At 73.4% G+C, this 12,562-nt stretch carries 10 protein-coding genes; 1 reads left to right on the top strand and 9 read right to left on the bottom strand.

Annotated elements, in window-relative coordinates:
- Positions 1 to 126: 126 nt before the first annotated feature.
- A complete protein-coding gene (locus tag ACWGSR_RS15035; protein ID WP_453566668.1) occupies positions 127 to 960 on the bottom strand; it encodes a trans-aconitate 2-methyltransferase in 834 nt (277 codons plus the stop codon).
- Between the two features lie 163 nt (positions 961 to 1,123).
- Here ACWGSR_RS15035 and ACWGSR_RS15030 point away from each other — a divergent pair, with 163 nt between their 5' ends.
- Positions 1,124 to 1,621, top strand: a complete 498-nt coding sequence (locus ACWGSR_RS15030; protein WP_366377080.1) for a MarR family winged helix-turn-helix transcriptional regulator — start codon at positions 1,124 to 1,126, stop codon at positions 1,619 to 1,621.
- Here the strand turns inward: ACWGSR_RS15030 and ACWGSR_RS15025 are convergent.
- The 8 genes from ACWGSR_RS15025 to ACWGSR_RS14990 form a co-directional block, all read right to left on the bottom strand.
- Complete coding sequence (locus tag ACWGSR_RS15025; RefSeq protein ID WP_376234047.1) at positions 1,580 to 2,380, bottom strand: LuxR C-terminal-related transcriptional regulator; 801 nt, start codon at positions 2,378 to 2,380, stop codon at positions 1,580 to 1,582. The genes ACWGSR_RS15030 and ACWGSR_RS15025 overlap by 42 nt on opposite strands.
- A 285-nt stretch (positions 2,381 to 2,665) precedes the next feature.
- Positions 2,666 to 3,805, bottom strand: a complete 1,140-nt coding sequence (gene galK, locus ACWGSR_RS15020) for a galactokinase (protein ID WP_376234045.1) — start codon at positions 3,803 to 3,805, stop codon at positions 2,666 to 2,668.
- Positions 3,802 to 4,773, bottom strand: a complete 972-nt coding sequence (galE, locus tag ACWGSR_RS15015; RefSeq protein ID WP_366377083.1) for a UDP-glucose 4-epimerase GalE — start codon at positions 4,771 to 4,773, stop codon at positions 3,802 to 3,804. Before galE ends, galK begins: the two co-directional genes overlap by 4 nt.
- Positions 4,770 to 5,813, bottom strand: a complete 1,044-nt coding sequence (gene galT / locus ACWGSR_RS15010) for a galactose-1-phosphate uridylyltransferase (protein ID WP_376234039.1) — start codon at positions 5,811 to 5,813, stop codon at positions 4,770 to 4,772. The genes galE and galT overlap by 4 nt, the downstream gene beginning before the upstream one ends.
- A 155-nt stretch (positions 5,814 to 5,968) precedes the next feature.
- Complete coding sequence (locus ACWGSR_RS15005; RefSeq protein WP_366377240.1) at positions 5,969 to 6,652, bottom strand: response regulator transcription factor; 684 nt, start codon at positions 6,650 to 6,652, stop codon at positions 5,969 to 5,971.
- Between the two features lie 191 nt (positions 6,653 to 6,843).
- Positions 6,844 to 8,706 (bottom strand): outer membrane protein assembly factor BamB family protein, encoded by a 1,863-nt coding sequence (locus ACWGSR_RS15000; protein ID WP_453566664.1) that lies wholly within the window; start codon positions 8,704 to 8,706, stop codon positions 6,844 to 6,846.
- Between the two features lie 13 nt (positions 8,707 to 8,719).
- Positions 8,720 to 10,576: an outer membrane protein assembly factor BamB family protein gene (locus tag ACWGSR_RS14995; protein WP_453566662.1), complete on the bottom strand. Its 1,857-nt coding sequence runs from the start codon at positions 10,574 to 10,576 to the stop codon at positions 8,720 to 8,722.
- A gap of 113 nt (positions 10,577 to 10,689) precedes the next feature.
- Positions 10,690 to 12,495 carry an ABC-F family ATP-binding cassette domain-containing protein gene (locus ACWGSR_RS14990; protein ID WP_376246006.1) on the bottom strand — a complete coding sequence of 602 codons (1,806 nt, stop codon included), beginning with the start codon at positions 12,493 to 12,495 and terminating at the stop codon, positions 10,690 to 10,692.
- Positions 12,496 to 12,562: the final 67 nt, after the last annotated feature.

The raw sequence follows: 12,562 nt of genomic DNA, 5'->3' as shown, positions 1-12,562 counted from the left end.
CCCGGCTTCCAGATCTACAACTCGATCTCCTGACGGGCCGAAGCCCGCGGACGCCCCGCACCGGTCATCCGGTGCGGGGCGTCCGCGCGTTCGGGCCGGTTCGAGGGCTCGGGCCGGTCCGCGCGTTCAGGCCGGTTTGCGGGCGACGGCGAAGATGCGCCGGAACGGGAAGACCGTGCCGTGCGGGCCGGGCGGGTAGGCCTCGCGCAGGAGGGCGCGGTACTGGCCGAGGAAGGCGTCGACCGCCTCGCGGTCGTCGCCCAGGGCGGTGAGGACGGGCCGCAGCGCGGTGCCCTTCACCCAGTCGAGGACGGGGTCCTCGCCCTGGAGGAGCTGGTGGTACGTGGTCTCCCAGACGTCCGTCTCGCAGCCGAGGCCGACGAGGCGGTCGAGGTAGTCGGCGGTGTCGAGGACGTGGACGAAGCGGCGTCCCTGGTCGCCGAGGCGGTCGCGCCACTCGGGGGAGTCGGTGAGCTCGCCGAGCAGGGCGTGGCTGGGCGAGACGAAGTTGCCGGGGACCTGGAAGGCGAAGCTGCCGCCGGGGCGCAGCCCGTCGATCCAGGAGGCGAAGGACTCGGGGTGGCCGGGGACCCACTGGAGGGCGGCGTTGGAGACGATCAGGTCGTAGGGCTCGTCCGGGGTCCAGTGGGCGGCGTCGGCGTGCCGGAAGTCGATCCAGCCGCCTCCTCCGGTGGCCCCCGCCCAGTCCTTGTCGGCCCGTTCCAGCATCTCGGGCGAGAGGTCGAACCCGGTGATGTGCGCGTCGGCCCACCGGTCGGCGAGGAGGGCCGTCACGTTGCCGGGGCCGCAGCCGAGGTCGGCGATGCGGGCGGGCCGGTCCGCGGCCGGCAGGTGCGGTATTCGGGCGAGCAGGTCGAGGAAGGGCCGGGCGCGGTGCCCGGAGTGGCGGAGGTACTGCTGCGGATCCCACGTGGGCGCGGCGGATTCCACGGAATGCATGTTCGAAGCCCCCTTGCTGGAACGAATGACCGAAGCGGAACGGTGTTCCGGCCGGGTCCCTTCCCCATAGTTCGACGAACTATATCTTGATGTCAAGAATCTTTACATAAAGAAACTTCAGCTGAAGAGACTTTATGTCAACAGACCCTCTACACTGATCGTCATGGAGGACGAGGTCGACCGACTGGTCGCAGCATGGCGCCGCGAGCGCCCCGACCTCGACGTGGAACCGCTCGAGGTGCTCAGCCGCGTCTCGCGGCTCGCCCGGCACCTCGACCGCGCCCGTCGGCTCGCCTTCTCCGAGCACCAGCTGGAGCCCTGGGAGTTCGACGTCCTCACCTCGCTGCGCCGCGCCGGAGCGCCCTACCAGCTCTCCCCCGGCCAGCTCCTCACCCAGACCCTGGTCACCTCCGGGACCATGACCAACCGCATCGACCGGCTCGCCAAGAAGGGCCTCGTCGAGCGGCTCCCCGACCCCAGCGACCGCCGCGGGGTCCTCGTCCGGCTCACCCCCGAGGGCCGCGACCGCGCCGACGAGGCGCTCGCCGGACTCCTCGCCCAGGAGCGCGCCATCCTGGCCCGGCTCTCCGGCGCCCAGCGCGCCGAACTGGCCGCCCTGCTACGCCGGCTGACCGCCCCGTTCGACAACGTCCCCGGCTAGGACGGCCGCGGCCGCCGGCAGCGGCTCCGCGGGCCCCACGCCCGCGCGACGGGCCAGGGCCACCGCCGCCAGGGTCGAGTGCACGCCCAGCTTCCCCAGCACGTTCTGCATGTGGGTGCGGACGGTGTGCGGGGACAGGAAGAGGCGCTCGGCGACCGCCTTGCGGCCCAGGCCCGCGACCATGCAGCGCAGCACCTCCCGCTCGCGCGGGGTCAGCGACTCCACGAGCCGCTCGCTGTCCGTGCGGTGCTTGCGGGCCGCCGTCAGCTCCCGCAGGACGCCCGTGAGCAGGGCCGGCGGCAAGTGCGTCTCGTCCCTGAGGACCCCCCGGACCACCGCGAGCAGCCGCTGGAGCGAGCAGTCCTTCGCGACCCAGCCCGACGCCCCGGCCTGGAGGGCGAGCGCGGCCCGGTGCGGGTCGTCCCGCTCCGCGAGGACGACGGTCCGGAGGGCCGGCTGGATCCGGCGCACCCCGGCCACCAGGGAGATCCCGTCCACCGCGCCCTCGCCGTCGTCGGGCACCGCGCGGGCCGCGGCCGTCCCGGGCGGGCCCGCGCCCAGCTCGGCGTCGACGAGCAGCACGTCGAACCTGCGCCCCTCCGCCGCGCCCCGCTCCAGACAGCGCAGGGCGGCCGGGCCGCTGCCCGCCGCGGCGACGTCGACGTCCGGCTCCGCCGCGAGGGCGGCGGCCAGCGACTCGGCGAAGATCCGGTGGTCGTCCACCACCAGGACCCGGATACGTGCCACGGACACCCCCATGCGTCGAGGAACGGACCGGCGCGGGCACGGCGCCGGGGGCGGGTCCGTCGTGGGACACGGCCGCCGCCGTGCGGGGACAGATACCCCCGCCCACGGCGCCGTACCCGGCGGTTCTCGCCCCCCGAACGGCGCCGGCCCCCGCCGGCACCGCCCCTCAGGGTAGGGGCGGGGCGTCACGGCGGGGGCCGAATCGCGGAACTGTCGGGGGCGGCGGCCGGAACCGCCGTGGGCCGGGGCCGGAAAAGGCTCCCCGAAGGCGGCGGACGCTCTCGGCGGCAGGTCTCCTCAGAGGCGGCGGGCGCCCGCCGAGGGGACGGCCGGGAAGACGCCCGGGGCCGCGTGCCCGGCCAGGGCGAAGGCCTCCCCGACGGCGGCGGCGACCTTCTCCGCCCGGTCGGTCTCCACCAGGACGACGGCCGAGCCGCCGAAGCCGCCGCCGGTCATCCGGGCGCCGAGCGCCCCGGCCGCGTTCGCCGCCCCGACCACCAGGTCCAGTTCGGGGCAGGAGACCCGCAGGTCGTCCCGGAGGGAGGCGTGGCCCTCGGTGAGGACCGGGCCGACCGCCCGGGGGTCGCCGGCGTCCAGCAGCGCGATCGTCCGCTCCACGCGCGCGTTGTCCGAGACGACGTGCCGCACGTACCGCCGGACCGTCTCGTCGTCCAACCGTGCGAGCGCTTCCGGCAGGTGTACGGCGTCGACCTCGCGCAGGGTGCGCACGCCGAGCGCCCGCGCGCCCGCCTCGCACCCGGCGCGCCGCTCGGCGTACGCGCCGTCCCCGAGCGCGTGCTTCACGCGGGTGTCGACGACCAGCAGCGTCAGCCCCTCGGCGGCCAGGTCGAAGGGGACCCGGCGGTACGACAGGTCGCGGGTGTCCAGGTGGAGGGCGTGGCCCTCCTCCGCGCAGGCGGAGGCCATCTGGTCCATGACCCCGCAGGGCACGCCGACGAAGGCGTTCTCGGCGCGCTGGGCGAGCCGGGCCAGTTCGGGCCGGGAGAGGCCGAGCCCGAACAGGTCGTTCAGGGCGAGCGCGGTGACGACCTCCAGGGCGGCCGAGGAGGAGAGCCCGGCGCCGGTCGGCACGGTCGAAGAGAGGTGCAGGTCGGCTCCCGTCACCGGGTGCCCGGCCTCCCGCAGCGCCCAGACGACCCCGGCCGGGTAGGCCGCCCAGCCGCCGCCGGAGAGCGGTTCGAGGGAGTCCACGGCCAACTGGACGATTCCGCCGTCGACATCGGCCGAGTGCAGCCGCAGGACGCCGTCGTCGCGGCGGGAGACGGCGGCGACGGCGGTGTGCGGGAGGGCGAGCGGCAGCACGAAGCCGTCGTTGAAGTCGGTGTACTCCCCGATGAGGTTGACCCGCCCGGGGGCCGCCCAGACCCCGTCGGGGGCGGCGCCGTAGAGGCTCTCGAATCCGGCCGCGACGCTCACGGGCGCTCTCCTTCTCTGCTCCGGGCGAAGGCCCAGGCGTCGGTGACGACGTCCGCCAGGTCGGGGCGGGAGGGGGTCCAGCCGAGCCGTTCGCGCGCGGTGTCGGCGGAGGCGACGAGGACGGCGGGGTCGCCGGGGCGGCGCGGGGCGACGACCTCGGGGACCGGGTGGCCGGTGACCTTCCGGACGGTCTCGACGACCTCGCGGACGGAGAAGCCGTTGCCGTTGCCCAGGTTGCAGATCAGGTGCTCGCCCGCCGTCATCGCGTCGAGGGCGAGCAGGTGGGCCTCGGCGAGGTCGGCGACGTGGATGTAGTCGCGGACGCAGGTGCCGTCCGGGGTCGGGTAGTCCTCGCCGTACACGGAGATCGCCTCGCGCCGGCCCAGGGCGACCTGGAGGACGAGCGGGATCAGGTGCGACTCGGGCTCGTGGCGCTCGCCGTACGGGCCGTACGCCCCGGCCACGTTGAAGTACCGCAGCGAGACGGCGGCCAGGCCGTGGGCGGCGCACTCGCCGCCGATCATGTGGTCCACGGCGAGCTTGGTCGCCCCGTAGGGGCTGGTGGGGGCGGTGGGCGCGGTCTCGGGGATCGGCACGGTCTCCGGCTCGCCGTAGGTGGCGGCGGTGGAGGAGAAGACGAGGCGGCGGACCCCGGCCGCGCGCATGGCGGCGAGCAGGGCCATGGTGCCGCCGACGTTGTTCTCCCAGTACTTCTCGGGCTCGGCGACGGACTCGCCGACCTGGGAGGAGGCGGCGAAGTGCAGGACGGCGTCGTAGGAGCCGTCGAGCCACCGCGCGGCGTCCTGGACGCGTCCCTCGACGAACTCGGCGCCCTCCGGGACGCCTTCGGCGAAGCCGGTGGAGAGGTCGTCGAGGACGGTGACCCGGTGGCCCCGTTCCAGGAGGTGGGCGGCGACCACGCCGCCCACGTACCCCGCTCCGCCCGTCACCAGATACCTGCGCGTCATGCGCTCGCCACCTCTCGCAGTCGTCGGGCCGCGTCCTCCGGCCGCACGTCGTTCATGAAGGCCCCCATGCCGGACTCGGTGCCCGCGAGGAACTTGAGCTTGTCCGGGGCCCGCCGGACGGTGAAGAGCTCCAGGTGGAGCCCGAAGTCCTCGCGCCGCCCGTCCGTGAACGGCGCCTGGTGCCAGGCGGCGATGTAGGGGGTCGGCGGCGCGTCCGGGCCGAAGATCCGGTCGAAGCGCCTCAAGAGTTCCAGAAGGACCTGTGGGCACTCTGTGCGGGCGTCGCCGTCGAGGGCGAGCAGGTCGGGCACCCGCCGCTTCGGGTGGAGGTGCACCTCGTACGGCCAGTGGGCGGCGTACGGCACGAAGGCGATCCAGTGGTCGGTCTCCAGGACCACCCGCTCGCCGTCGGTCCGTTCCCGGGCGACGACGTCGTCGAAGAGGTTCCGCCCGGTGGCCTCCCGGTGCTCGTCGATCCGGCGGAGCATGGCGGCCGTCCGGGGCGTCACGTAGGGGAAGGCGTAGATCTGGCCGTGGGCGTGCGGCAGGGTGACGCCGATCTCGGCGCCCCGGTTCTCGAAGCAGTAGACCTGCTCGACGCCGGGGAGGGCGGAGAGTGCGGCGGTGCGGTCGGTCCAGGCGTCGAGGACGAGGGCGGCCCGCTCCTCGGTGAGGTCGGCGAAGGAGTCCGTGTGGTCGTCGGTGAAGCAGACGACCTCGCAGCGGCCGACGCCGCCGGAGAGGGAGGGGAAGCGGTTCTCGAAGACCGCCACCTCGTAGCTCTTTTCGGGGATCTCGCTCTCGCGGCCGTCCCGGGAGGGGCAGAGCGGGCAGGCATCGGCCGGCGGGAGGTAGGTGCGGTCCTGCCGGTGGGAGGCGACGGCGACCGGGTCGCCGGTCAGCTCGTCGTACCGGATCTCGGAGCGGGAGACGACGCGGGTGAGGGGGCGGGGGTCGGCGGCGGTGCGGACGGTGTCCTCGCGCGCGTCGTAGTAGACGAGCTCGCGCCCGTCGGCGAGCGTGGTGACGGTCTTCTTCACGGGATGCCCTCCGGGCAGGACCAAGCGCGATCAAACATAACCACGCACAAAGAATCACATTCAAACATCGCCGTCAATGGCGAAGCACGCCCCGGCGCGGGGCGCGATCCGCGCGATTCCGCCGGACGGATGCCGGACAGACGCCGGGCGGGGCCCTAGGAGGCGCCCCTCGGCCCCGGCAGGGCCCTGTCCAGGAGGCCCGTGCGGGCCGCCAGGGCCGCCGCCTCCAGACGGGAGCCGACCCCCAGCTTCATCAGGACCCGCTGCACGTGCGTCCGCGCCGTGCTCGGCGCGATCCCCATCCCCACCGCGATCAGCCGGGTGTCCTCGCCCTCCGCGACCCGCACCAGGACCTCCACCTCGCGCCGGGTCAGCAGCCGCAGCAGCCGCTGCCCCTCGTCGTCCGGCTGCTCCGACGGGTGCAGCAGCTCCGCGAAGGCGCCCTGGAGGAGCTGCGGCGCCACCGCCGACTCGCCCGCCCTGGCCTTCACCAGGGCCCGCTCGACCCCCTCGATGCGCTCGTCGTGGCGGACGTACCCCGACGCCCCGGCCGCGAACGCCGCCGCGATCCCGCGCGGCGACGGCACCGGGCCGAGCACCACCACGGCCACCTGCGGCCGCTCCCGCTTGATCCGCACGACCGGGTCGAAGACCCCCGGCCCGTCCGGCGCCGCCGTGCCCAGGAGGCAGACCTCCGGCACCCGGCCCACCACCAGCTCCGCCGCCCCCGCCACCGGCGCGGCCGCCGCGAGCACCCGGTGCCCGCGCAGCTTCAGCGCCGAGGCGAGCGCCTCCGCGTGCAGCCGGTGGTCGTCGACCACCACGAGGCGTACGCCCATCCCGGTCATTCCCCCTCCTCCGCCCGCCGGAGGTCCCGGCGGGCCTGAACCCGGCAAGCTACACGCTCCCCCGCCCCGTATCGCGCCAATCCCGGACACGGGCCGCCCGGGCGGGCGAACGGGACCGCCGGAAACGGCCGCGGGCCCCTCCGGTGGTCCGGAGGGGCCCGCGGCCGTGTGCCGTTCCGCCGTCAGCGCGGGACGGCGAAGGAGACCGCCAGGTAGTCCTTGGGACCGGTGTCCGAATCCCGGGGCTTGCTGAGCAGGTTGTCCGAGATGAAGAGCCGGCCGTCCGCGTAACGGAGGTCGGCGCCGGTCAGGGTGAAGGTCCGCTCCAGGTTCTGGGGCGACTTGTCCGCCGGGTTCTCCAGGAGCAGCGTCTCCTTCATCGTGGCCCCGTCGACCGAGACGACCCGGCCGCCCTTGTCGTACGGCGCCGCCTTGTAGGCGATGACGTTGGCGCCGTCCATCCGCATCGGGACGTAGGTGTACTTGTCGCCCGCGTCGGCCTTCTCCGGCGCCATGCGTCCGGTGGCCAGGTCGAAGGCGACGATCTCGTTGGTCTCGGAGCCGTACTCGCCGGTGCTGCCCTCGTGCTCCTCGGTCGGCACGTACAGCTTGCCGTTGCCGACGAGCGCCTGGGTGCAGGACTCGACCTGGGTCGTGCGGCAGCGGGCCGCGTACTGGTCCGCGTCCGCCGTGATCTTCGCCTTCAGCTTCCCGGTCTTCTCGTCGATCGAGAAGAAGTCCGAGATGCCGCTGCCGTCGCCGGCGGTCTCGCCGACGTCGGCCGCGACGACCAGCGGCAGGCTGGAGACGACCGAGGCGTACTTGACGCCGGTCGGCATCTTGTACTGCGAGAGCGGCTTGCCCGACACCGGGTCGAGGTTCTGGACGAGGACGGTCGGATTGTCGTACGAGCCGCACTTGCGGACCGCGACGAGGGCCGGGCCGCCGCCGTAGCCCAGGTCGTAGCAGCGGTTGGCGTCCTCCTTCGGCTTCCAGCGCGGGTTGCCGCTGTTGAGGTCGAAGGCCGCGCCGCCGTCGCCGCCGCCGGCCGCGACGGTCGACCCGCTGAGCGTGACCTCGCTGAGCCGCGCCTTCTCGTCGCCGAGGGAGACCGCGTCGGACCACACCAGCTTGCCGGTGTTCAGGTCGACCACGCCGACCTCGGTGCACTGCTGGAAGTAGCGCGGCGCGACCCGCTTGGCGGCCTCGAAGAGGATCGGCAGCTTGTTGTCGGCGCTGACGTGCCGCGAGGCGCCGCACATCTGGCCGGTCAGCGGCAGCGTCCACAGGACGCCGCCCTTGTCCAGGTCGTAGGCGACCAGCGAGTCGACGCCGGGCTTCACGAACGCCTTGTCGGTGATCCAGGAGCCGGTGACGCCGGTGACGTCCGGGACCTTCGGGATATCGATCTTGAAGGCCACCTTCGCCTGCGTGTCGGCGGGCGCCTTCTCCTTGCCTCCCCCGCCGCCCTCGGCACCGGTGTCGCCGCCGCCCGTGGAGCCCTGCGTGGTGCCGCCCGCGCCCTTGGCCTCCTCGGAGCCGTCGCCGGAGGTGGCGTACCAGATGCCGAAGCCGACGATGAGGGCGATCGCGACGGCCGCCGCGATGACGATCTGGAGCTGCGCCGACAGCTTCCTGCCGCCGGACGCCGGCGGGACGGGCTGCTGGTAGCCGCCGTACTGCGGCTGCGTCGGGTAGCCGTACGGGGCCTGCGGCTGCTGCGGCTGGGTCGGGTAGCCGTACCCCTGGTCGGGCTGGGGCGGCTGGGGCTGCCCGGGGTAGCCGTACGGGGGCTGCTGCGGAGCCGTCGGGGGCTGCTGCGGGTGGCCGTAGCCCTGGTCGGCCGGGGGCTGCTGCGGGTAGCCGCCGTAGCCCTGGTCGGCCGGAGGCTGCTGCGGATAGCCGTAGCCGGGGCCGGGCTGCTGCGGGTAGCCGTAGCCGGGCTCCTGCGGGTAGCCGTGGCCGGGCTCCTGCGGCGGAGGCGTCGGGGCTCCGAAGCCGCCCTGGGGGTCCGGCGGCTGGTTCGGCGGGGGTGGCTGCGTCATCGGTCCGTGTACCTCACTTGCTGAAGGCCATCATCGTCTTGACCAGCTTCTCTTCCTTGTCGTTCGTGGCGGAGACGCGTCCGCTCGCCACGACGAAGGTGCCGTTGCCGTAGGCGTAGCCGGCGCTGTAGAAGTTGTTCTCGATCTCGGCGGTGGAGGCCGGGTGCTGGAGCAGGATCTTCGGCGCGCCGCCGGTCGGGGCGACGGTGGCGACGGCACCGCCCTTGGCGTACGAGCCCTTCACGTACGCCAGGACCTCGGAGCCCTCCATGCGCAGCGGCACGATCGTCTGCTCGCCGGGGGCCTTGGAACGCCACTTGGCCTTGCCGTTGTTCAGGTCGAAGGCGACGACCTCGTTGGCCTTGCCGTAGCCGGTGTCGGTCGCCATGTAGAAGGTGTTCGCGTCGGCGGCGACGCCGGTGCAGCCCTGGAGGTTCTTGCCGAAGATGACGAAGCTGCCGCCGCACGAGGGGGCGAACTTGTCCGTGCCGCCCTGGATGTTGGAGCGCAGCTTGCCGTCGGGGCGGAGGGCGAAGATGCCCCACTTCTTCTGCTCGCGCTGGGTGGCGGAGACGACCAGCGGGTCGACCGAGTAGACCTTGTCGACCTCCCAGTTGGCCTCCAGCTGGAAGGTGAACTTCGGCTTGCCGGTGGTGGGGTCGACCTCGCCGACCGCCTGGACCTTCTTGGAGGCGTCGCCCGAGGGGCAGCTCATGGCGGCGATCAGCTTCTTGCCGCCCGCGTAGGCGAAGGGCTTGCAGCCGCTGGTGGCGCCCGTGAAGAGCTGCCGGCCGTCGGCGAGCGAGAAGCCGTACGCGCTGCTGGAGCCGGCCGCGGTGACCGTGCCGCCGCTGATGGTCAGGGTGTTGTCGGAGAAGGCGAAGAGGCCGGTGGCCTTCGGGACGGCCTTCTTCCAGCCGGCCTTGCCGGTCTTCAGGTCGATCTGCTGGAGCTCGGTGCACTTGGCGCCGTCCTTGGCGCTGTCCTCGTACCCGAAGACCATGACCCCGTTCGCGGAGGGCTCGGTCGGGGCCGCGCACAGCTCGAACGGGAGGGGGACGGTCCACTTCACGGCGCCGGTGGTGAGGTCGTAGCCCTCGACGCTCTTGTACATGGCCTTGACGACGGTGTCGCCGACGACCCAGGGGCCCTTGACGTCGGCGCCGTTGCGGGGCAGGTCGACGGTGTTCTTCGCGAGCCAGTCGACCTTCGCCTCGCCGTCCTGGCGGCCCGCGTTGAGGTCCTCCTCGCCGTTGCGCCCGTCGCCGGAGCCGTCGCCCTGGTCGACCGACTCCGAGGGCTTGGGGGCGCCGGAGGTCGGGGAGGCGGTGGCGGTGGGCCGGGCCACCGGGTCCTTCTCGTCGTCACCGCCGCCGACGACGGCCCAGGTGGTGACGGCGGCGACCAGGACGGCCGCGGCGGCCACGCCGGCGACGAGGGCGGTCCGGTTCTTGGAGGGACCGCCGCCGGGCGGGGTCGGGGCGCCGGGGTGACCGGGCTGACCGGGGTAGCCGCCGTAGGGGTTGGGCTGCTGACCGTACGGGCCGGGCTGCTGGCCGTACGGGCCGGGCTGCTGGCCGGGCTGCTGCGGGTAGCCGTAGGGCGGCGGCACCGGCTGGCCGTACGGACCGGGCTGGCCCGGCTGCTGCCCCGGCTGCTGCGGGTGGCCGTACCCGGGCGCCGGCTGCTGCGGGGCCTGTCCGTACGGGCCGGGCGCGGCCGGCGGCGGGCCCTGCGGGGGCGGCGGCGTCTGCGGCGGGACCGGCGGCACGGGCGGCTGCCCCTGGTCCGGGGACTGGCTCTGGGGCCGGTTCGGGTCCTGGGGGGCTCCGAAGCCCCCCGGCGGCTGGTTGCTGGGCGGCTGCGTCATCGGCTGGTTCCCCCTAGGCGTGAACGGGTTTTCTTTCTACCACTCACGCGATGGCGCAAAAGCGACCGGTCCGCCCCTTGTTCCCAAGGGAGGACCGGCCTGTGATGCCCTCGTTATGCGTCCTCGGCCAGTTCCAGCCAGCGCATCTCCAGCTCCTCGCGCTCCGCGACGAGGTCCCTCAGCTCCGCGTCGAGCTTCGCGACCTTCTCGAAGTCGGTGGCGTTGTCCGCGATCTGCGCGTGCAGCTTCGTCTCCTTCTGGGAGACCTTGTCGAGCTGCCGCTCGACCTTCTGCAGCTCCTTCTTCGCGGCGCGCGCGTCGGCCGCCGAGACGCCCGGCTTCGGCTGCGCGGGGGCGGCGGCGGGCGCCGGGACGGCCGCCTCGACGGCCTTGCGGCGCCGCTCCAGGTACTCGTCGATGCCGCGCGGCAGCATCCGCAGGGTCTTGTCGCCGAGCAGGGCGAACGTCTTGTCCGTGGTCCGCTCGATGAAGAACCGGTCGTGGGAGATGACGACCATGGAGCCCGGCCAGCCGTCGAGCAGGTCCTCCAGCTGGGTCAGGGTCTCGATGTCGAGGTCGTTGGTGGGCTCGTCGAGGAAGAGGACGTTCGGCTCGTCCATGAGCAGGCGCAGCAGCTGGAGGCGGCGGCGCTCGCCGCCGGAGAGGTCCGCGACCGGCGTCCACTGCTTCTCCTTGGAGAAGCCGAACTGCTCGCAGAGCTGGCCGGCCGTCATCTCGCGGCCCTTGCCGAGGTCGACCCGGTCGCGGATCTGCTGCACGGCCTCCAGGACGCGCAGGGTGCCGGGGAGTTCGGTGACGTCCTGGGAGAGGTAGGCGAGCCGGACCGTCTTGCCGACGACGATCCGGCCTGCGGGCGGCTGGATCTCACCGCCGCTGCGGGCCGCGTCCGTGAGGGCGCGCAGGAGTGAGGTCTTGCCCGCGCCGTTGACGCCGACCAGGCCGACGCGGTCGCCGGGGCCGAGCTGCCAGGTGAGGTGCTTGAGCAGCTCCTTGGGCCCGGCGGTGACGGTCACGTCCTCCAGGTCGAAGACCGTCTTGCCCAGGCGCGCGTTGGCGAACTTCATCAGCTCGCTGGTGTCGCGCGGCGGCGGCACGTCGGCGATCAGCTCGTTGGCCGCCTCGATGCGGTAGCGGGGCTTGGAGGTGCGGGCGGGGGCGCCGCGCCGCAGCCAGGCCAGCTCCTTGCGCATCAGGTTCTGCCGCTTGACCTCCTCCGTGGCCGCGATCCGCTCGCGCTCGGCGCGGGCGAAGACGTAGTCGGAGTAGCCGCCCTCGTACTCGTGCACGTCACCGCGCTGCACGTCCCACATGCGGGTGCAGACCTGGTCGAGGAACCAGCGGTCGTGGGTGACGCAGACGAGCGCCGAGCGCCGGTTCTGGAGGTGCTGGGCGAGCCAGGAGATGCCCTCGACGTCGAGGTGGTTGGTGGGCTCGTCGAGGACGACGAGGTCCTGGTCCTCGATGAGGAGCCTGGCGAGCGCGATCCGGCGCCGCTCGCCGCCGGAGAGCGGGCCGATGACGGTGTCCAGGCCGTTCTCGAAGCCGGGCAGGTCGAGCCCGCCGAAGAGGCCGGTGAGCACGTCGCGGATCTTGGCGCTGCCGGCCCACTCGTGGTCGGCCATGACGCCGATGACCTCGTGCCGGATGGTGGCCTCCGGATCGAGCGAGTCGTGCTGGGTGAGGACGCCCAGGCGCAGGCCGCCGCTGTGGGTGACGCGGCCGGTGTCGGCCTCCTCCAGCCTGGCGAGCATCCGGATCAGGGTGGTCTTGCCGTCGCCGTTGCGGCCCACGACCCCGATCCGGTCCCCTTCGGAGACGCCGAGCGAGACGCCGTCGAGCAGGGCACGGGTGCCGTACACCTTGCTGACGTTCTCGACATTGACCAGGTTGACGGCCACGTTGACTCCTGACGGGGTGATCGATCGACGTCCAGGGTAGACCGTGGGACCGACAGACCCCGCTGGC

It is taken from the genome of Streptomyces sp. NPDC055632 (assembly GCF_053618675.1).
The sequence above is the reverse complement of the archived record's forward strand: the minus strand, read 5'-3'. Positions and strand labels throughout refer to the sequence as shown.